The organism is Shinella sp. Sh6, assembly GCF_055392685.1.
The window spans coordinates 358,535-379,357 of sequence record NZ_AP044006.1; the positions used below are offsets into that span (position 1 = coordinate 358,535).

The window sequence follows — 20,823 nt, forward strand, 5'->3', positions numbered from 1 at the left end:
TCCGGCCACATGTGGATGGTTATAGGAATAGGCATGTCGTTCGCCGCTGCGCCCTTCGGGGCATGCCGGCCCGCGAAGCCGTCTCCGGCATTCGCTCGCCCTTTGCCATTTTCCGACGATGGAGAGGCGAACTATTTCCGCGGGCCGGTTTCATCCCGACGGGGCTTTTGTATTTGCCTCGTTGGCGAGCCAGTTCCCGTCACCATTCATTTCCAGGATACGGACGCGGTGGGGAAGCCTGTCCAGGGGACCTGCAGTACCCCCACCGGGACGCGCGCCCCCCCCTTCGCGTTGAAGCCCGAGGATGGGCGATGTATGCATTCATCGCAGGCAGGCCAACTGGACTGACATCTGGAGACAGACTACGGTGTGCTCTGCACTATAGTCTGGTGCATTGGTAGGAAGCCTTCGGGAGGAAAGCGGATGCCTATGCGTTTCGATCACGCAGATCATGTGCATACCGTTGCGGCCCATTCCTCGGCTGCGGCAAGTTCCTTAGTCGCAGCCTCCTGGCGCCGCTGCCTCACCCTTCACGGTCTCTCCCCTGAGGAAGACCGCACGCCCTGGCGGCTCAGCGACGCCGAGTTCCGGCAGGCCCGATACCGTTCCAACGCGCTGATCGAAGAGGCGCGTGGCGAGATCGACCGGCTGTTCGCGACCGTCGGGAAGGCCGGCTGCTGCCTGCTTTTGACGGATGAGAACGGCATTGCGCTTGAACGCCGCGGCGCGGCGGGCGACGACCGTGACTTCCGCGGCGTCGGCCTCTGGTCCGGCACGGTCTGGAGCGAAGCCAGCGTCGGTACCAACGGAATCGGCACGGCGCTTGCCGATGAGCGAGCCGTGCTGATCCTGCGCGACCAGCATTTCCTGTCGTGCAACACTGGTCTTTCCTGCACGACGGCGCCGATCCGTGACCATGCCGGCCGCGTTGCGGCGGCCATCGACATCTCCAGCTGCCGCAACGACGCCAACGAGATGATCATGTCGATCCTCTCCCAGGCCGTGCGCGATGCCGCCGCACGGATCGAGGCAGGTCTCTTCCGCCGTGCCTTTTCGGCGGCTCGCATCCTTCTCGTGCCCATTGACGGCAAAGCGGCACCGGCCTTGCTCGCGATTGACCGCGACGATCTCGTCCTTGGCGCCACCCGAGCGGCAAGGCAGGCCCTCGGCCTTGATGACCGGCGCATCGCGACAGGAATCGCGGCCTCCGATCTCCTGCGCGAGGATCGGGTAGAGGAAGGGCGTGAGCTCGACCACGCCGAACGTGCTGCCCTTCGCCGCGTGCTCACCCGTGCCGGCGGCAATGTCAGCCAGGCGGCGGACCTGCTCGGCATCAGCCGCGCGACGCTGTACCGGAAGATGAAGAAGCTCTCGGTCAATTGATGTTGCGCCGCAGCGCAGGCCGTTGCTCTGTCCTGTCTCAAATCTGAAACAGTTGTGCCGGCCATCGCCGGTCTGCGTCTACCGCATGCCGGCAAAGCGCTGCACCATCCTGTCGACGGCCCAATCCGGGTCTTTGATGGGAGGAATGACATGCTGCACCAGAAGATCGTCGAAAACCCGTACAAGGCGAAATACGGTAATTTCATCGGTGGCCAATGGCGGGAGCCGGTCGCGGGCCGCTATTTCGACAACATCACGCCGATCACCGGCGGTAAGCTCTGCGAAATCGCCCGTTCCGACGCCGCCGACATCGAGCGTGCCCTGGATGCGGCGCATGCCGCCAAGGACAGGTGGAGCCGCACTGCCGCGACCGAGCGCTCCAACATCCTCATGAAGGTCGCCCAACGCATGGAGGACAATCTCGAACTGCTCGCCAGGGCCGAGACTTGGGACAACGGCAAGCCGCTACGGGAGACCATGGCTGCCGACATTCCGCTCGCCATCGACCATTTCCGCTACTTCGCCTCCTGCGTGCGCGCACAGGAGGGCACGATCGGCGAGGTCGATCACGAGACGATCGCCTATCATTTCCACGAGCCGCTCGGCGTGGTCGGCCAGATCATCCCCTGGAACTTCCCGATCCTGATGGCCGCCTGGAAGCTGGCGCCCGCGCTTGCCGCCGGCAATTGCGTGGTGCTGAAGCCCGCCGAGCAGACGCCGTCCTCGATCCTCGTCTGGGCCGAACTCGTCGGCGACCTCCTGCCGCCCGGCGTGCTCAACATCGTCAACGGCTTCGGGCTCGAAGCCGGCAAGCCGCTCGCCTCGAACCCGCGCATCGCCAAGATCGCCTTCACCGGCGAGACGACGACCGGCCGCCTCATCATGCAATATGCCAGCCAGAACCTCATTCCGGTGACGCTGGAACTGGGCGGCAAGTCACCGAACATCTTCTTCGCCGACGTCATGAACGAGGACGACGACTACCTCGACAAGGCGCTGGAAGGCTTTGCGATGTTCGCGCTGAACCAGGGCGAGGTCTGCACCTGCCCGAGCCGCGCGCTGGTGCATGAGAAAATCTACGACCGCTTCATGGAAAAGGCGATCAAGCGCGTCGAGAAGATCGTGCAAGGCAATCCGCTCGACACGGCGACGATGATCGGCGCGCAGGCCTCGTCCGAGCAACTGGAGAAGATCCTCTCCTATATCGACATCGGAAAGCAGGAAGGCGCCGAAGTGCTGACCGGCGGCGGCCGCAACAATCTCGGCGGCGAGCTTGCGGAGGGCTACTACGTCAAGCCGACCGTCTTCCGAGGCCACAACAAGATGCGCATCTTCCAGGAGGAAATCTTCGGGCCGGTCGTCTCGGTCACCACCTTCAAGGACGATGCCGATGCGCTTGCCATCGCCAACGACACGCTCTATGGCCTCGGGGCGGGCGTCTGGAGCCGCGACGCCAACCGCTGCTACCATTTCGGCCGGGACATCCAGGCCGGCCGCGTGTGGACCAACTGCTACCATGCCTATCCGGCACATGCTGCTTTCGGCGGCTACAAGCAGTCGGGCATCGGTCGCGAAAACCATAAGATGATGCTCGACCACTACCAGCAGACCAAGAACATGCTGGTCAGCTACTCTCCCAAGGCGCTCGGTTTCTTCTGAGCGCCCTCCCGCCTTCTCCGCCTCGCTGATGGAGGAGGTTTCCCGGGCGCGGTGCGGCGCGCTCCCTTCCCTCGCTTGCGGGGAGGGATTTTGCTCAAGGAGGACCATCATGTCCGAAGTCGTGACCGAGCCGCGCGTGGTAGCGACCGAAGCGGCTCTAGACCTTATTCGAGAAATCCAGGTTGATCATCCGGAAATCCTGTTTCACCAGTCGGGGGCTGTTGCGACGGTTCCGCGCCCATGTGCTACCCGGCCGACGACTATATCGTCGGCGACCGGGATGTGAAGCTTGGCGAGATCGGCGGCGTGCCGGTTTATATCAGTGAAAGCCAGTTCAATGTCTGGCGGCACACGCAATTGATCATCGACGTCGTGCCGGGCCGGAGCGGCATGTTCTCGCTCGACAACGGACGGGAAAAACGCTCCCTCACCCGCTCGCGCCTCTTCGGCGGCGGCGAAGCCTGCCCGCTGCCGGGGTGCTGACCGGCAGGTGTACCGGTGGTATCAAGCGACCTTCCGGATTGTGATAGCCGTTGCGATATCCACTTACAAGAAGTCGAACGCCCGCTCGACATGTCAGGAGGGCAACAAGGACAATAATATCACCAAAAAAACGTGGTCGCTCCGTTCTGAATTAATTCCAAGCCCGAGACGATGACGAAGGAACCTTCTTCGATACAGATATCGCAATCTTCGCGGCGGTGGCGGAGAGCGACAGCTTCACGCGTGGCGCCTTGCAATTTGCGACCAGCAAGTCGACGTGGGTAAGGCCGTTCAACGAATTGAAGCACAGCTTGGCGTGAAAATCTTCCAGTGCACGACCCATCCCGTCCGTCGTGCCGATCGGCTTATGTGCTGAATAGCCTGTCGGGGGGAGGACAGACCGGCGGTTTTGAGCGGACTTGCCGGAAACTTGCCGCTTGCCTGACGATAGAGGAGGCTTCTATGCACCGTTGAGCGGAGCGATACGGAATCCACGAACGGATTGCGCCGGCACCCGCCACCTTCCGCTCGGCTTCGATGAAAAGCGTAGTCATCGTTCCCGAGGTTGCCTGCCAGTCCACCTATCTCACCCGCGCGGAATTTTCGTGGCCTGAACCTTCCCCGATGCGACACGGCGAGACCTGGGATGGCGGCGGCCAATCAGGCAGAAGCATCTCTACCGAGAGACCGTCGAGGCTATCTCGAGGATGAAATAGTCTGCGCGCGGCAGTATTTGCAAATACGACTACGCGGGCAGCATCGAGAACAAACGCTGCCGTCGGACAAGCCTCAAGAGATATGACCATCTCAGTGCTAAGCATCATCGCTCCAAAGATCGCGGCCTTAACTAAAAGGCTGCGATCTCGAAACAATATCCTTTGGTAGTAAAGAAGATGTTCGAATCCTCTGCCACTACATGGCTCCGGTTGCGCGGAACACTCCCACCATGGATGCCCGCAGTGTTTTCGGATGTAAGTCTATCAATGTCCGCCGACCCCTGAAAATGCCGCATGCTCCTTGTCGTGCAGGGCGAAGCGGTCGAGCATATGCGCACTTGCCTCGTTGACGCCTATGACGGCGACATCCACGCCTTGGCGGCGGTATTTAAGGACGATCTTGTCGAGCGCGCCAATCGCGGTGATGTCCCAGAGGTGCGCTTCCGTGACATCGATCGTCACCTTGTGCAGCGTCTCCGTGAAATCGAAGGCCGCGATGAAACTCTCCGCTGAGGCAAAGAAAATCTGGCCGTCGACATGATAGGTGCGCTCGTTGCCTGCGTTATCTAGCGTGGAACAGACGCGGAAGAGCCTTGCCACCTTGCCGGCGAAAAACACGCCAGAAAGGAGAACACCGACGAGAACACCCTTGGCAAGGTCATGCGTGCCGACCACGGTCACGACCGTCGCCAGCATGACAATGGAAGAAGACGGCGGGTTGCGGCGCAGATCGAGGATCGAACGCCAGGAAAAGGTCCCGATCGACACCATGATCATAACGGCAACCAGCGCGGCCATCGGGACGATGCGCACAAGATCGTCCAGAACAAGAATGAGGAACAGCAGGACGCTGCCTGCCACGAAAGTGGAGAGGCGGCCGCGACCGCCCGAGGTGACGTTGATTACCGATTGTCCGATCATGGCGCAACCGCCCATGCCGCCGATCAGGCTCGAGGCGATGTTGCTCGCGCCCTGGCCGATGCATTCCTGGCTTTTCGAACTTGGCGTGTCCGTCATGTCGTCGACGATCTGTGCCGTCAGCAGCGATTCCAGCAGGCCGACTGCGGCAAGCGCGATCGAGTAAGGGAAAATGATCTGGAGCGTCTCGAAAGTCAGCGGCACCTGTGGCAGCGCGAAGATCGGCAGCGACGAGGGCAATTCACCGAGATCGCCGACGGTGCGCAGGTCCAGGCCGCCCCACCACGCAACGGCGGTCAGGACGAGGATGGCGACCAGCGGCGACGGAATCGCCTTGGTAACATAGGGGAAGAGGTAAATGATCGCGAGGCCGGCTGCGATCATGGCGTAAGTCAGCCCCGGCACGCCGATGAGTTCCGGAAGTTGCGCCATGAAGATCAGGATCGCCAGCGCGTTGACAAAGCCGGTGATGACCGAGCGCGAGACGAAGCGCATCACACGGCCGAGCTTCAGGAGGCCGGCGCATAACTGGATAAGGCCCATCAGTAACGTCGCGGCGAAGAGATATTCGAGGCCTTGTTCCTTTACGAGCGTGATCATGAGCACGGCCGTCGCAGCAGTCGCGGCGGAGATCATGCCCGGCCGGCCGCCGACGAAGGCGGACACGCAGGCGATGGCGAAGGAGGCAAAGAGCCCGACCTTCGGGTCGACGCCGGCAATGACGGAGAAGCCGATGGCTTCGGGGATGAGGGCAAGCGCGACGACGATGCCGGAGAGAATGTCGGCGCGAATGTTCGAGAACCACTCGCGCTTGTAGGCTGTCAGATTGAACATGGAAAAGTCCGCAAGAGTAGTGCATCCAGGCCGGGCATGTCCGACATGTAAACTGGTTTGATGCTTTTGCGTTGTCTGGCGGATCGGCGGCCAGAAGAGCCACCCGGAGTTTCACCGGGTCCAGGGTGAATGGCCCCGTTATAGAAAATGTTACGCAGCGGTCAACGGCGATTTCTTCCAAGGTGTATCTCAATGGGTGGAGGAGAGGCGAACTAGGGGCGCCTGTTCTGTCGCGCGCTCTTGGTCACCGCTTCGGGATGAACCGGCAAAGGTTTCCGTGGCGAAATTCGGGAGGAAAAATGGTCTTACTTCAGCGTGATTGGTGAGTTGCTGCTTCAGGCTCCTTTCTTGCCCTTTCTGCTACCTACTCGCCCATGCTGACCTGGACGATGTTCGAGATGGGACCTTCCAGTTGATGAGAAGAGCCTAAGTTGCAGCAAGGAGAAGCCCATGAAACCATAGGAAGGAAAAGCAGACCGTGCCGCGGTCTGGACAGCAAACATGACTTATAGGATTCCGTCATCCGTCCGGACGTCGACTTCGTTTGACTGTTTGCCCGGTGGACTTTAAAGGTGCCTTCGGTTCGATCATGACTGGATTCAGACAGATATAGCCACTAAGTGTGAACGCGGCGTGTGCTGCGTGCGCTGCGGGTTCCCCGAAATCGACGGAGACTTCGATCAACCTTCCAGCGGAGGAGCGCGAACCCATGTCTTCACCGGTTCTCAAAGGCCGCATCCAGTCGACTCTTCGTCAGTTTCTCGATGCCGAGGCCTCAGGCGGCATCGTCTTGATGGCAGTTGCAGTTCTTGCCATTGTCACCGCGAACTCAGCCTTCGCGGAGGAATATTTCCATCTGCTCCACGCCTATATCGGGCCACTTAGCCTGCGGCACTGGATCAACGACGCCTTGATGGCCGTCTTCTTTCTGCTAGTGGGTCTTGAGATCAAACGCGAGATGCTTGACGGTCAACTGTCAACTTGGAGCCGACGTGTTCTTCCGGGCGCGGCGGCGGCGGGTGGTATGGCCGTGCCAGCGCTGTTCTTCCTCTATTTCAACTGGAGCGATCCGGCGGCGGTGCGAGGATGGGCTATTCCGACGGCGACGGACATCGCCTTTGCTCTCGGCGTGATCTCCCTGTTCGGCTCGCGCGTCCCGGCATCGCTGAAAATCTTCCTAACGGCGCTCGCCGTTCTCGATGATCTCGGGGCGGTGGTTGTCATTGCTATTTTCTATACCGCAGATGTGAATATCATGGCGCTTTGTGCAGCCGCAGCGATTCTGGCCGCGCTTTATGGTCTCAACCGCATGAGAGTCACTACGCTCTGGCCCTATCTGGCGCTTGGTGTGTTGCTCTGGTTCCTTGTATTCGCTTCGGGTATTCATGCGACGCTCGCGGGCGTGATGTTGGCTTTGACGATCCCTCTGAAGGCGACGCCGGGCATGCCCGAGGCAACGCCTGCGCAATCGCCGTTACATAAGCTCGAACATACGCTTCATAAGCCGGTCGCATTCCTCATCGTGCCGATCTTCGGCTTCGCGAATGCCGGTGTCTCCTTTACCGGCGTGACCATGGACGTGCTGGGCGAACCGATCACGTTGGGCATTGCCGCCGGGTTGCTGTTCGGCAAGCTTATCGGTGTCCTCGGCACGGTCGCCCTTCTGGTCAAGCTCGATCTCGCGGACCTGCCGGCACAGGCGAGTTGGGGCCAGTTAATCGGGGTTGCCCTTCTTTGCGGGATCGGCTTCACGATGAGCCTGTTCATCGGCCTCCTCGCCTTCAGTGATCCAATCGTCCAGGACCATGTAAAGATCGGAATCCTGACGGGATCCGTGGCTGCTGGTGCACTGGGAGCTATTTTCCTCGGTCTGTTCGGCAGGCGAACGAAACGTGTTGATCTTCACGTACAGTAGATCTGTGCCCTATAGCCCAACTGCGGCGGTGCGCTTGAAAAGCGCACCTGCGCGCTGGACAACGTTAAGATTTCTTTCCAATGTACCTTCGTTGGGGAAGGATCACGCGATGGACGTCAGTAAGAACCTTGATGTTGCCACACGTTTCGGCACGGCGATCGGGATCGCGCTAAGCGCGGTTATCTATGGACTGGCGATCGGGCCACTGATCTATCACTACATGCGTTGAGATGATCGAACTGACGTGCCGTGCTGCGGCTTGATGCCGGTCCCAAGCCTGCTGGACAGCGGGAATCCATGGTGAAATGCTCCGCCGTGTGCACCGCACTGAATGCAGTGGCACATGGCGGAGCAGCTTCCCCAAAAGCGTGGTGCCAGGGCCAGGACGTCTGCGCGGTTTCCGAGGAAAACGCCTACGCGGCAGCATTGCATCCACAAGGTTGGCCCCAACAGAACGTTGCCCCACGAGGCCCGATTCCAAGCCGCTTGCGCTGCCGTTTTCAAACCGCCTCGGGCGCTTCCGCAGGGCGGGTAAAGCGGTAGACCTCCTCCAGGCTCATCATGTTCGACAGATCGATGGTCATGGTTGCCTGATGCCCAAAGGCGCCACGCATCAGACAGGTTTGCGCGGCAGCTTCCGTGGCCCTCTTCAAGACGGTCTCGGGCTGCAGATCGTTCAGCAGGCCGACGAGGACGTTGGCGATATAGGTATCACCGGCGCCCAACGTGTCGACGGCGTCGACCGGTCGGGCCGGCATTTCAAAGACGCCGGTTTCGCCGACCAGAAGAGCGCCTTCGATGCCGCGGGTGACGAGGCTCCAACGGGCGCCGGCCGACCGGGCAAGCTGGGCGAGCGAGAGCGCTTCCGCGCGCGAGACGCCGCCCGCGGAGAAGGCAAGAAGGAAACAGTGCGGCGCCACAAGGGCGATGCGTCGGGGATCGTGCACAGTCGCGAGATCGTAGGAGACTTTCGTCACCTCAGCAAAGCGCGGCAGCCATGCATCGACATGGCTCGATCTGCCAGTGTGGACCGCATCGACTTCCTGAAGCCGCGCCAAATCCTTGTTTGTGGGCGCGATGATTGACACGCCGAGATTGGCCCCGACGAACACCCGATCACCGCCCTGCGTCTCGATCACGCAATAGGCGGTCTGTCCCGGTTCCATCCGCAATAGCGAGACGTCGACGCCTTCCTTGATCAGCGCCCGGCGGATAAGGCGGCCCGCCTCGTCTTCGCAGACTGCGCCGGCATAGGCCGCCTCGGCGCCCGCCCGGCGGGCGAAGACCGCATGGTTCACGCAGTTCCCACCAGGAAACATCAGGTTCTGGTCGCGGTAGCAATCGACCACGTTGTCACCGAAGGCGAGGATTCTGACGGGGCGGGGCATCTGGCAGGCTCTCCTGAGACGAAGCTGAGAACGTTCTCTCACCTACAAGGCCGCGTCGCGAAAGGCAAATGATTTCGGCGGAAAAGGGCATTCGATTTGCTGGCGGGGCCAATCGAAGGGGCGGTTCCGGTGCCGCAGGTGATCGTTCGCGCATGAATATGCGCGGGAAAAGCGGAAAAGAATGGGCCGCGGCTTCGAGTAGTCAGAGCCGTGCGACGGAACCCCGTTCGATGAGTTCTGCAGGCATCAGCACGGTGCGCGGCGGATAGTCTTCGCCGCGAATGCGCTCCAGCAGCATCCGCGCGGCGGCCTCGCCCATAGCAAGGCGCGGCTGGGCGACGGTGGTGATGCCGGGCCGGTGGAAGCTCATCCAGTCGAGGTCGTCGAAGCAGATGATCGAGAGATCCTGCGGAATGGAACGCTTCAGTTCCACAAGCGCCCGCATGGTGCCTTCGGACATGGTGCCGTCGGTGGTGAAGAGTGCCGTCGGCGCATCGGGCGCCGTTATCAGCTGCGGGACGACCGCCTGCGCGGCGAGGGCCGAATAGCTGCCGGCCCTGAGCGTGAGCCGCGGATCGACGGGCAGGCCCTCGATCCTGTGCGCCCGGATATAGCCAAGAAGGCGCTGCCAGCTCGGATAGAGTGTTTCGCTTTCGATCGGATCGCCGGCAACGGCGCGCGCCAGGAACGCATCCAACCCGCCGCGCTCCTCGTCGACGAGTTCCGCCACGATGCCGATCCGGCGGTGCCCTGCCGCGATAAGATGGCGCACGGCCTGTTCGGCGGCGGCGATGTTGTCGGTCGCCACACGGTCCACCATCAGGCCGGCGACCGCGCGGTCGATCAGCACGAGCGGCACGCCCATCGCCCTGAGGCTGTGCAAGTGCCGCGCCCTGCGCGTGTCGCTGGGCGTGACGATCAGTCCGTCCACCTGCTTTTGCGCCAGAAGCTCGACCGAATGGACCTCCTTCGGCTGCGCTTCGTCGCTATTGGTGATCAGAAGGCCGAAGCCGTTGGCCTCGGCGACATTGGAAACGCCGCGCAGGACCGAGGCATAGAAGGGATTCTGGATATCGCCGGCCACGACGCCGAGCGTGCGCGTTTTGCCGGTGATGAGACTGCGGGCAAGCGCGTTAGGCCGATAGCCGAGATTCTGGGCGGCCTTGAGGACCTGCTCCTTCTTCTCCTCACTGGTATAGCCGTAGCCGCCGAGCACGCGCCCCGCCGTCGCCGTGGAAACGCCTGCTGCGCGTGCAACATCTGCGATCGTCGCCTTGCTTTTTGGAGCCATCAGCATTTCCCTCTCACATTCCGGGCCTGCCGAATGAGAATTTCATCATGCGGATCTCGCAAAAAATCGACAGTCTTTTTACAGGCATTACCAGATCGATGGCCGTTTTCAACGCCCTTTCCGAATCATTCCGCGCAAAACGGCGCTTGACGAGCGGGCGATGACTGTGTCTCATATGTGAGAACGTTCTCGCCATCATTAGCAAGGGAACCAGAGAACGAATCGCGGTCCCGCCGGGTCCGCACGACAAGGAGGATGTCATGTTCAAGTCTATTCTGGCCGGTTGTGTTCTAAGCGCGGTGCTGGCGATGCCGGCGCTTGCCGATGTCATCCCGGCCCTGCACGATGCCTTGCCGCAGGAATACAAGGACAACGGCATCAAGGCCGCGGTCTTCAACGACTGGGCGCCCGACGAATTCCTTGATTCCGACGGTCAGCTCAAGGGCTGGAGCGTGGATATCGCGAAAGAGATGGAGGATCGCCTCGGCGTGCCCTTCACCTTCGAGGGGACGAGCTTCGACGCCATCATTCCGGGTCTTCAGTCCAAGCGCTTCGACGCGGGCTTCTCGTCCTTCGGCACGACCGCGGAGCGCCTGAAGACGCTCGATTTCGTCTCCCAGCGCAAGATCGGGACCTCGTTTGCCTACCCCGCGGACAGCAAGCTCGACATCAAGGCCGCGACGGACACCTGCGGCCTGACGGTCGCGGTCTTGAACGGCTCGTGGGATCTCGGGCTCGTCGAAAGGCTGAATGCCAACGAATGCAAGGACCACCCGTTGACCGTGCAGACGCACGGCACGCAGGCCCAGGCCGAACTCGCCGTCCGCTCGAAGCGCGCCGAGGCGACCGTCGCCGGCTCCGTCAAGCTCGCCTACATGGCTAAGCAGACCGGAGACCTGAAGGTGTCCGAACTGGTCCTCTCGCCGGTGAATAGCTGCATCGGCGTGCGCAAGGGCGATCCGCTCGGTAAGGTCATGACGGATGCGATTCAGTCGATGATCGACGACGGCACCTATGAGAAGATCATGGCCAAGTGGGGTCTGGACGATTCCGGGATGCTGAGCAAGGCGCTCCTGATCACGGAAGAAAATCCGGCGGACCTCTAGAACCGTTCCCCGGCCCGGGATGACCCGGGCCGGGGCGGAGGCTTGCGACCGGCACAGGAAACGATGATGTCTGAAGAACCGCCCCACCGCCCCTCGATCCACGACGTCAAGCCCATCGCGGTGCCAAAGATCGGCCACTGGGTGGGCGGAGCGGTTATCACCGTCCTGGCGGTCGTCTTTGTGCAGGTGCTCGTCACCAACAAAAACATGCAGTGGGGCGTGGTTGCCGAATACATGCTGAGCCCCGCCATCCTGTCGGGCCTCGGCATGACGTTGCTCCTGACGTTCCTCGCCATGGTGCTCGGCCTTGCGATCGGCGTCCTGCTCGCCATCATGCGCCTGTCGGCGAGCCGCGTCTTCCAGGCCGTAAGCTGGGGCTGGATTTGGTTCTTCCGCGGCGTGCCGCCGCTTGTCCAGATGATCTTCTGGTACAACCTGGCGCTCCTTCTGCCCGAGATATCGATCGGCATTCCGTTCGGTGGGCCGAAGCTCATTTCCTGGAACACCAACCAGCTCATCACCCCGTTCAGCGCCGCCATCATGGGGCTCGCCTTCACCGAGAGCGCCTATGCCGCCGAGATGATCCGCGCCGGCATCCAGGCCGTCAGTGCCGGCCAGACGGAAGCGGCCGCGACGCTCGGCATGACGCGCGGCCAGACGCTGCGCCGCATCGTTCTGCCGCAGGCGCTGCGCATCGTCATCCCGCCCATCGGCAACGACACGATCTCGATGCTGAAGTTCACCTCGCTCGTTTCCGTGCTGGCGCTGCCCGATCTGCTCTATTCCGCCCAGATGGTCTATGCCCGCACCTACCAGACCGTGCCGCTGCTGATCGTCGCGACCATCTGGTATCTCGTGCTCACCACGGTCCTGACGGTGAGCGAGCACGCCGTCGAGCACCGACTGAAATCCGAACATCGCACCGGCGCGAAGAAGGCGGGCGGGCTCTTCTCCTTCCGGCTCTTCGCGCGCCAGCAGGAGGCCCTTTGATGAACGACCAGACGACTGCCGAGCCGCTGCTGAAGGTGGAGCGCCTACGCAAGAGTTTCGGCGCGCATGAGGTGCTGAGCGGTATCGATGTCGCGGTGATGCGCGGCGACGTGACCTGCATTGTGGGACCCTCCGGCTCGGGCAAGAGTACGCTCCTGCGCTGCCTCAACTATCTCGAAAAGCCGACCGGCGGTGCGATCTTCCTGCGCGGCGAGCCTGTCGGCGTGCGCTGGAAGGGCGACAAGCTCTACGAGATGAGCTTCAATGAGCTTGCCCGGCAGCGCCAGCGCATGGGCATGGTTTTCCAAGGTTTCCACCTCTTCCCGCACAAGACCGTGCTTGAGAACGTCATCGAGGCGCCGGTGCAGGTCAAGCGCGTGCCGCGCGTCACGGCGATCGAGGAGGCGATGGTGCTTCTGGAACGCGTCGGCATGGAGGAGCGCGCGGGCTACTATCCGGCGCAGCTTTCCGGCGGCCAGCAGCAGCGGGCGGCCATCGCCCGTTCGCTGGCGATGAAGCCGGATGTCATGCTGTTCGACGAGCCGACCTCGGCGCTTGATCCGGAACTCGTCGGCGAAGTGCTGGCCGTGATGCGCCAGCTTGCCGACGACGGCATGACCATGGTCGTCGTCACGCATGAAATGGGCTTTGCACGCGACGTCGCCGACCACCTGATCTTCATGGATGGTGGTGTGATCGTCGAAGAGGGCCGGCCGGTCGATGTGCTGACGCGTCCGCAGCAAGATCGCACACGGGCCTTCCTGGCGCGGGTGCTCGCCGACGCGTGAGGCGTCAGCCGAGCGTCTGCGAAAGCGCAGCGGCGGTGAAGAGGTCGAGATGCGCGCCGCCGTTGTTCTTGAACACGGTGATCTGATCGGCGCCGGTGCGGCCTTCGCTCCGGCCCTGGACAAGCTCGAAGAGATCGGCCTTCACGGCCTCCCAGGTGATCGCGCCCGATGCGACGGCCTGCGAGAGGTCGCCGCCGCCTTCCATGTTGTTGCGGCTGTCGACGAAGATCGTGCCGCGCGAAAGCGCCGCGTCGTCCGCTTCCCGCAGCGTCGGCAGATAGGCGCCGACGAGGTCGAGATGCGTGGCCGGCCGCAGGAGCGCGCCCTTGACCAGCGCCGTGTCCGACATGGTCACGCAGGACACGATGTCGGCGCGCGCGACCGCGCCGTCGAGATCTGTGCCGGCCGAGGCGTCGATGCCCTTCTCGCGCAACTGCGCCGCGACCGCCTCCGCCCGGGCCGCAGTGCGGTTCCAGATCGTAACCCGACGGAGCGAGGGCCTGGCCGCAAGATGCGCCTCGGCGAAATGCGGCGCGAGCGCACCGGCTCCGACGATCAGCAAATCCTCGACATCCTCCCTGGCCAGGATTGATGCGCCGAGCGCTGAATCGGCGGCGGTCTTGCGCGCGGTCATGGCCGCGCCGTCCGCGGCAAGCAGCGGTGCGCCGGTCGCCCCGTCGAAGAGCGCCACCAGTCCCTGGACGGCGGGTTGCGGCGGCTCGAGGGATGCGTTCTGCGGAAAGACGCCCACCATCTTCACGACGACCGGCCCGCCAGGCGCCCAGCCGGGCAGGGTGACGAACTGGGCCTTGCCGCCTGCCGGATCGGATTGCACGAGGACGTCCGAAGCCGGCATGGGCCCGAGATGGGCTTTGCGCAACGCCTCGATGAGGAAGGGCCAGTCAAGCGCCGCGTGGACGGCGGCGGCGTCGAAAACGTGCATGTCGAACCTTTCAGGTCTTGATCGTGTACGTGACCAGATGGCTTGGGGTGACGAGTTGCGACAGGGCGAGCGGGCGCCCCTCGCGGTCGGTGACGATCTTCTCTATCCGGTAGACCGGCTGAGCGGCCGTCACCGCGAGAATGCCGCGCTCGCCGGCGGAGGCGAGACCGACATCGATCTGCCGCTCCGCATGCGCCGGTACGATGCCGGCCTTGTCGCGGAGCGCCGTGAAGAAGGAACCGCCCGCCGCGACCGGCTCGACGATTTCGGGGAAACGCGCCGCGTCGAACCAGAGCGTCTCCAGCGTCATCGGCCTGCCGCCGTCCTCCAGCAGACGGTCGAAACGGATCAGGGCTGCGGCGCGCAGGCGCTCGCGGATGGCCGGCGCGTCGGGATTGTCGTCTCGGGCAAGGATGCGGTGGCCGGCCTTTCGCCCGAGACCGTCCATGGTCTCCGAAAAGCCGGAGAGCGAAACGAGCGTCTGCCGCACCTTGTCGGGCATCACCACGGTGCCGCGGCCCTGCTGGCGCTGCAGGCGGCCGTCGGCGCAAAGATCGCCGATGGCGCGCCGCAGCGTGATCCGGCTGACGCCGTAGAACGCCATCAGTTCGGGTTCGGCCGGCAGGAAGCTGCCTTCGGCGAACTGGCCGGCCTCGATGCCCGCCAGGATCGAACGCCGGACCTGTTCATAGAGCGGTAAAAGCTGTGCTTGGTCGTCCATCCGCCCTTCCAGGCCCGGTCAGTAGGCGATCTTCTTCATGTAGCGCCGCGCCTGAAGCATCTCGTGCTTGCGCAGGTCGGCGATCTTATAGGCGAAACGCCAGAGCGTGTCGAAGAAGATCAGCGGCACGACATTGCCCCGCAAGCGCGGATCGATGCCGGTGAGGTCGAGCTTCTCGGCGTCGAGGACCAGGATGTTCTCCGCCGAGCCGAAGCGGTGGAGGAATTCGTCGGCGCGCTCTTCCAGCGGCCGCGTGCTGTCGAGGCCCTTCATGAGGATGAAGGCGCGATCCTTGTCCAACACCTCGAAGGGGCCGTGGAAGAACTCGTTCGCGTGGATCGCCTGGCTATTGATCCACTGCATCTCCATGAGCACGCAGATGGCGAAGGAATAGGCCGCGCCGTAGCTCGCGCCGCTGGCGACCGTGTAGATCACGTCTTCCCCGGCGAAGCGCGGGGCGTAGTCCTCGAACATCGGCGCGAAGGCCGCCTGGGTGCGGTCGATGGCCGGCTGGAGTGCTTGGAGGCTTTCGATCAGCGTTTCCGTCAGGTCCTCGCCGCCGATGAGCGCAACGAGGCCCATGACGATCTGGTAGATCCGCGAATAGTTGCTGTCCTTGGCGTCGATCGGCACGCCGGTCGTATAGGGCGCCTCGAAGCCGACGACATGGTCGACCGCCTTGGCGAGCGGGGAGGCGGGCTCGACCGTGAGGCCGATGGTCGCCGCGCCCTTCGCGCGGGCGAATTCGGCGGCGGCGGTGGTTTCCCTTGTGGTGCCCGTCATGGAGCAGAGGATGACCAGCGAGTTGCCGTCGAGCGCGCGCGGGGCGCGCGCCACGAACTCGGCGGCGTTGTAGACGTCCGACGGCAGCGCAGAATGCTGGTCGAGCAGGAACTTGGCCGGATGCATGATCGACAGCGAGCCGCCGCAGGCGACGAAGAAGACGTGCTTCACCGATTTCGCGTCGAGAGCGGAGAGCGCCGCGGCGACGCCGGCGTCGAAGGCGGAGGGCAGGGGCATGGTCGTACCTTTCTATATGACGTCATAATACGTATTATAATCCCGGTCGTCGCGTCAAGTGGGGTTGACACCGGCGACGAAATTTTGCGAACGTTCTCACATCAGGCATCGAAATCTACTGCCGAAGGCGGATCTGAACGTGACCCAGACTTACGACACCGTGGTCGTCGGCGGCGGCATCATCGCCGCGGCGGCCGGGCAGCATCTGGCGGCGGCGGGCTATCGCACGCTGCTCGTCGAGCGCGACGATTACGGTGCGGGCACGACCAGCAAGACATCGCGGCTGCAGCATTGCGGGCTCGGCTATCTTTCGGCCGCCAGCGGATCAATCGCCGCCTTTCTCGCCCGGCCGAGAAGCGCGATCGAATGCTTCAGCCTCATGCGCCGCGCCATGCAGGGCCGGGCGGAGTTCGTCCGCACCGCGCCCGAGCGGGTGAGGCCCGTCACGTTCATCATCCCCCTGACGCAGGAGAACGCCGTTCCTCGCTGGAAGGCGCGGCTGGCCTTTTGGCTAATGGCGACGAGCGACGGCGGCCGCGTGCCGCTCGACCTGCGCATCCTGTCCGCGTCGGAGGCACGGACGCATCAGGCGTTGAAAGGCATGGCGGGGCTCGAAGGCATCCGCGGCGCGATGACCTTCACGGAATACCAGTATCATTGGCCCGAGCGCATCGTCGTCGATACCGTGATGAAGGCGCGCGCGATCGGCATGGAGGCGCTGAACCACACGGCGGTGACGGCGCTCGCGCGCGGGGGCGGCCTGTGGCGCGTGACGCTGACGGCGGCCGAGGGATCGCGCGACGTGCTGGCGCGCGCGGTGGTCAATTGCGCGGGCGTCTGGGTCGATGAGATCACCGCGCTCGCGGGCGCGCCGCATATTCGCAAGAACACCGGCGAGAAGGGCACGAACATCGTCCTGCGTCTGCCGGAGAGCCTGCGCGGCATCGGCTTCGAGACCGTCACCGCCGCGGGCGCGCCCTTCTACCTGATCCCCTGGGGCGAACTGCACTATGTCGGCCCGTGGGATTCCGCCTCGGACGGGAGGCCCGAAGGTTTTCGGGCGAGCGAGGCGGAGATCGCCGCGATCCTCGACCAGCTCGGACGGCTGTTTCCCGGTCTCTCTCCACGTCGCGAGGACGTGCTCTATTCCTGGGCCGGCGTGCGGCCGCGCAGCCTTGCAGGCGACGGCGAGGGCTCGGCGCCGGCGGTGCGGGAGCACGACCTCACCGACGAGGGACTGCCGAACGTCTTCACCTTTACGGGTGGCCTGCTGATGACTCACCGCGACGCCGGGCGGCGGCTCACGCGGGCGGTCTCCCGCCGGCTGAAGCCCTCCGGGCCGCCGCGCCCGCTCGATCCCGCCGCGCCATCTCTCGATGGTCTCGACGGCGTCACGGAAGCCTCCGTCAACCATGCGGTGCTGCACGAGCAGGCCCGTACGCTCTCGGACATCCTGCGCCGCCGCCTGTCCGTCGGATGGGAGCCGGATCTCGGTCTTCCTCACGCGGAAACCGCCGCGCGCCTGGCCGCCCGGCACCTCGGCTGGACGGAGGAGGAGAGGGCGGCCGAGGTCGCAGCCTTCGTCGCCGAAACCGCCCGCGAATTCGGTCTTCGCTCATAAGCGGAATAGGACGGCGAGGGGGATATCAACGTGCAATGCGAAGTGAGAACGTTATCATATAAGGCAGTGGAATTATCCTGAAATGGCCGCGGGGCGGCGACGAGCGGAGGAAATGCAATGGCACTCGACGAGCGCAATATCAGCGTGATGAACTTCCACTATGTCCGGCACACGATGGACCGCTTTCTGGCCGATGTGTGCGATGCCGGCGTCTCCCGCATCGAGCTCTGGGCCGCCGCTCCGCATTTCTATATCGGTGACAAGACGCTGGCCGAGGCGCGGGCGCTCGGACGGAAGGTGCGCGGCATGGGCCTCGACATCGTCGCCTTCACGCCGGAACAGTGCATCTACCCCGTCAACATCTCGGCGAAGGAGCGGGAATTGCGCGATCGATCGGTGCGCTATTTCCTGGAATCGATGGAATTCGCCGTCGAATGCGGCGCGCCGGCCCTGCTGGTGACGGCCGGCGGCGGCTACCGCGACGAGCCGGCCGCCGAAGCGCTGGAGCGTTGCGTCGATTCCATGGGCATCCTGTGCGACCGCGCGGCAAGGCTCGGCGTCGATCTCTGGATGGAGTCGCTGCCCGATTCCTTCGCCAACATCGTCCGCTCGGCCAAGGAGATCCGCGCCCTCATGGACACGCTCGCAAGCCCGGCGCTCCACGCCGTCTATGACGTAGCGGGCGCCGTAATGACGAAAGAACAGCCGGAAGACTATTTCACCCATCTCGCCGGCCGCATCGCCCATGTGCATTTCACTGACTCGGATGCCGACGGTAGCCATCTTGCCTGGGGCGAGGGCATCATCGATCTCGACGGGCTGGTCGCCTATCTGCGGAGCCAGAACTACGAGGGGGCGCTGACGATCGAGCTGACCAACTGGAAATACAATGTCGATCCCACCCCGCCCTTGAAGCGATGCGTCGAGGCGATGCGCAAGGCCCTCGGGCCGGCATAGGAGGGGAAGATGGACGACAGGACGCCATCCGGGAAACAGGTGCCGCCCGTGCGGGAAAAGGGTGACCCGCTATTGCGGCCGCTGCAGGTTGGCCGGCTTACGCTCCGCAACCGGATCATGAGCACCAGCCACGAGACCGCCCTCGACGAGGGCGGCCATCCGCTCGAGGCCTATCAGCGCTATCACGAGGAGAAGGCGAAGGGCGGCCTCGCGCTGACGATGTTCGGCGGCTCGGCCCGCATCTCCGCCGATACGAGCTGGGGCGGCACGCAGCTCGACGTATCGAGCGATGCGGTCGTTCCGGCGTTCCGGGCCTTCTCCGATCGCATCCACCGCCATGGTGCGGCGGTGATGTGCCAGATATCCCATGTCGGCCGCCGGGCGAATGCCACGGTCGGCGCCTGGTTGCCGGCGCTCGGCCCCTCCCATTCCCGCGAGGACTACAACCGCGCCTTCGCCCATGAGATGGATCGCCATGACATCGCGCGCATCGTGCGTGAATTCGGTGCGGCGGCCCGGCGGGCGAAGGAGGGTGGGCTCGACGGTATCGAGACCATGACGGGCGGTCATCTGATCGGGCAGTTCCTGTCGCCGCTCGTCAACCGGCGCACCGACGCCTTCGGCGGCTCGCTGGAAAACCGGATGCGGTTCCTGCGCATGGTCTACGAGGAGATCCGCACGGCCGTCGGGACGGAATACCCGCTCGGCATCCGCTACACGATCGACGAGGACCACGCGGACGGCCTGGGTTTCGCCGAGGCAGTCGCGATTGCCAACGTGCTGGAGCGTGAGGGCCTCGTCGATTTCTTCAACTGCATCTTCGGCCGCTTCGATACCCGCCTCAACCTCCTCGTTTACAACATCCCCGACATGACGGCCGCCTCCGCACCCTGGCTGCGCAGGGTCGGCGCGTTCAAGGCGGAAACGGGCCTGCCGGTGTTCCACGCGGCCAAGATCGCGGATGTCGCCACGGCGCGCTATGCCGTTGGCGCGGGGATCGTCGACATGGTCGGCATGACGCGGGCGCACATGGCCGATCCGCAGATCGTCAACAAGCTGCGCGCGGGCCGCGAAGCGGAGATCCGCCCCTGCGTCGGCGCCTCGCACTGTCTCTACCGCCCGGTGCACTGTATCCACAATCCGGCGACGGGACGCGAGACCTGGCTGCCGCAGGTGATCGAGCACTCGGCGCACGCGGAACGCAGGGCGGTCGTCGTGGGCGGCGGGCCGGCAGGGCTGGAGGCTGCGCGGGTGCTGGCCGAACGGGGGCATCGTGTCGTGCTGCTGGAAGCAGCCGACCGGCTGGGCGGCCAACTCGTCCTTGCCGCCAAGGCCCGTCTCAGGCGCGATCTCGCCGGGATTGTCGACTGGCGTATCGCCGAACTGGAGCGGCTCGGCGTGGACGTCCGGCTCAACACCTTTGCCGAGGCGGCGGACGTTCTGGCCGAGGTGCCCGATCTCGTCCTCCTCGCCACTGGCGGCATTCCGGATTTCGGCCCCGTCGCGGGAAGCGAGCTGTGTCTCAGCGTCTTTGACGCGCTCGCCAACCCGGTGCAGGTCAACGGCGACGTGTTGGTCTACGACGCGACCGGCCGTCATCCTGCGCCCTCCGTAGCTGCCGAGATCGCCGCGGCCGGCAAGGCCGTGACCTTCGTCGCCCGCGATCCCTCCGTCGCGCCGGAAATGGAGCATCACTCCGGCATCACCTATCGCAAGGCGTTCGCGGAACACGATGTAAAGGTTCTGCTGGAATACGAGCTGGTTTCGGTCGCCATGCGCAACGGGCGGCGCGAAGCGGTGCTGCGCCACCTGCTGACCGGGCGGGAACGGCGCTCGATCCACGCGCAGGTCATCGTCGAGCACGGGACGATCCCGATGAACGAGCTCTTCGATGGCCTGCGGCCTCTCTCGTCGAACGACGGGGTCACGGACATCGTGACGCTTGTCGATCCCGCGCCCCTGCGCGCGCGGCCGGCGGCCGGTTTCGAGTTGCACCGGATCGGCGATGCGGTCAGCAGCCGCTCCGTCCACGCCGCCATGCTGGATGCGCTGCGGCTGGGCGTGCAGTTCTGAGGAGCATTCGTGCTCGG

The 20,823-nt window shown here is 63.9% G+C and carries 15 protein-coding genes, 1 pseudogene and 1 other annotated feature; of the genes and pseudogenes, 10 read left to right on the top strand and 6 right to left on the bottom strand.

Features of this window, described 5'->3' with window-relative positions; genetic code table 11:
• Positions 1-423 precede the first annotated feature (423 nt).
• The 3 genes and pseudogenes from ACZ5TO_RS20095 to ACZ5TO_RS20105 all read left to right on the top strand — a co-directional run bounded on the left by ACZ5TO_RS20095 (position 424) and on the right by ACZ5TO_RS20105 (position 3,525).
• Positions 424-1,383: a helix-turn-helix domain-containing protein gene (locus ACZ5TO_RS20095; protein WP_464800972.1), complete on the top strand. Its 960-nt coding sequence runs from the start codon at positions 424-426 to the stop codon at positions 1,381-1,383.
• Between the two features lie 150 nt (positions 1,384-1,533).
• Complete coding sequence (adh, locus tag ACZ5TO_RS20100; RefSeq protein ID WP_464800973.1) at positions 1,534-3,042, top strand: aldehyde dehydrogenase; 1,509 nt, start codon at positions 1,534-1,536, stop codon at positions 3,040-3,042.
• A gap of 109 nt (positions 3,043-3,151) precedes the next feature.
• Positions 3,152-3,525 (top strand): annotated as a pseudogene (locus ACZ5TO_RS20105) (DUF779 domain-containing protein).
• A 980-nt stretch (positions 3,526-4,505) separates the two neighbouring features.
• Here ACZ5TO_RS20105 and ACZ5TO_RS20110 read toward each other — a convergent pair.
• Entirely contained in the window at positions 4,506-5,993 is a 1,488-nt protein-coding gene (locus ACZ5TO_RS20110; protein ID WP_464800974.1) for a SulP family inorganic anion transporter, read from the bottom strand.
• A gap of 69 nt (positions 5,994-6,062) precedes the next feature.
• Positions 6,063-6,118: a sequence feature (sul1 is cis-regulatory element that is thought to sense ions involved in sulfur or methionine metabolism; They are found in Alphaproteobacteria), on the bottom strand.
• A gap of 584 nt (positions 6,119-6,702) precedes the next feature.
• Between ACZ5TO_RS20110 and nhaA the strand changes: the two genes are divergently transcribed.
• Complete coding sequence (nhaA, locus tag ACZ5TO_RS20115; protein ID WP_464800975.1) at positions 6,703-7,908, top strand: Na+/H+ antiporter NhaA; 1,206 nt, start codon at positions 6,703-6,705, stop codon at positions 7,906-7,908.
• A gap of 500 nt (positions 7,909-8,408) precedes the next feature.
• Here the strand turns inward: nhaA and ACZ5TO_RS20120 are convergent, their stop codons facing one another.
• Positions 8,409-9,296, bottom strand: a complete 888-nt coding sequence (locus tag ACZ5TO_RS20120; protein ID WP_184146667.1) for a PfkB family carbohydrate kinase — start codon at positions 9,294-9,296, stop codon at positions 8,409-8,411.
• A 202-nt stretch (positions 9,297-9,498) separates the two neighbouring features.
• Complete coding sequence (locus ACZ5TO_RS20125; protein WP_184146665.1) at positions 9,499-10,587, bottom strand: LacI family DNA-binding transcriptional regulator; 1,089 nt, start codon at positions 10,585-10,587, stop codon at positions 9,499-9,501.
• Between the two features lie 260 nt (positions 10,588-10,847).
• Here ACZ5TO_RS20125 and ACZ5TO_RS20130 point away from each other — a divergent pair, with 260 nt between their 5' ends.
• The 3 genes from ACZ5TO_RS20130 (at position 10,848) to ACZ5TO_RS20140 (ending at position 13,471) form a co-directional block, all read left to right on the top strand.
• Positions 10,848-11,693, top strand: a complete 846-nt coding sequence (locus tag ACZ5TO_RS20130; RefSeq protein ID WP_184146663.1) for an ABC transporter substrate-binding protein — start codon at positions 10,848-10,850, stop codon at positions 11,691-11,693.
• Positions 11,694-11,759: 66 nt separating this feature from the next.
• Positions 11,760-12,683 (top strand): amino acid ABC transporter permease, encoded by a 924-nt coding sequence (locus ACZ5TO_RS20135; protein ID WP_184146661.1) that lies wholly within the window; start codon positions 11,760-11,762, stop codon positions 12,681-12,683.
• Positions 12,683-13,471: an amino acid ABC transporter ATP-binding protein gene (locus tag ACZ5TO_RS20140; protein WP_464800976.1), complete on the top strand. Its 789-nt coding sequence runs from the start codon at positions 12,683-12,685 to the stop codon at positions 13,469-13,471. Before ACZ5TO_RS20135 ends, ACZ5TO_RS20140 begins: the two co-directional genes overlap by 1 nt.
• A gap of 4 nt (positions 13,472-13,475) precedes the next feature.
• Here the strand turns inward: ACZ5TO_RS20140 and ACZ5TO_RS20145 are convergent, their stop codons facing one another.
• The 3 genes from ACZ5TO_RS20145 to ACZ5TO_RS20155 are packed head-to-tail and all read right to left on the bottom strand — an operon-like array spanning position 13,476 to position 16,155.
• Complete coding sequence (locus tag ACZ5TO_RS20145) at positions 13,476-14,414, bottom strand: ornithine cyclodeaminase (protein WP_184146659.1); 939 nt, start codon at positions 14,412-14,414, stop codon at positions 13,476-13,478.
• A gap of 10 nt (positions 14,415-14,424) precedes the next feature.
• Entirely contained in the window at positions 14,425-15,135 is a 711-nt protein-coding gene (locus tag ACZ5TO_RS20150; RefSeq protein ID WP_184146657.1) for a GntR family transcriptional regulator, read from the bottom strand.
• 18 nt (positions 15,136-15,153) lie between these two features.
• Positions 15,154-16,155: an SIS domain-containing protein gene (locus ACZ5TO_RS20155; protein ID WP_464800977.1), complete on the bottom strand. Its 1,002-nt coding sequence runs from the start codon at positions 16,153-16,155 to the stop codon at positions 15,154-15,156.
• A gap of 139 nt (positions 16,156-16,294) precedes the next feature.
• Between ACZ5TO_RS20155 and ACZ5TO_RS20160 the strand changes: the two genes are divergently transcribed.
• The 3 genes from ACZ5TO_RS20160 to ACZ5TO_RS20170 all read left to right on the top strand — a co-directional run bounded on the left by ACZ5TO_RS20160 (position 16,295) and on the right by ACZ5TO_RS20170 (position 20,806).
• Positions 16,295-17,776, top strand: a complete 1,482-nt coding sequence (locus ACZ5TO_RS20160; RefSeq protein ID WP_464800978.1) for an FAD-dependent oxidoreductase — start codon at positions 16,295-16,297, stop codon at positions 17,774-17,776.
• A gap of 117 nt (positions 17,777-17,893) precedes the next feature.
• Positions 17,894-18,733 carry a sugar phosphate isomerase/epimerase family protein gene (locus tag ACZ5TO_RS20165; protein WP_184146651.1) on the top strand — a complete coding sequence of 280 codons (840 nt, stop codon included), beginning with the start codon at positions 17,894-17,896 and terminating at the stop codon, positions 18,731-18,733.
• Positions 18,734-18,742: 9 nt separating this feature from the next.
• Positions 18,743-20,806 (top strand): oxidoreductase, encoded by a 2,064-nt coding sequence (locus tag ACZ5TO_RS20170; RefSeq protein ID WP_464800979.1) that lies wholly within the window; start codon positions 18,743-18,745, stop codon positions 20,804-20,806.
• Positions 20,807-20,823: the final 17 nt, after the last annotated feature.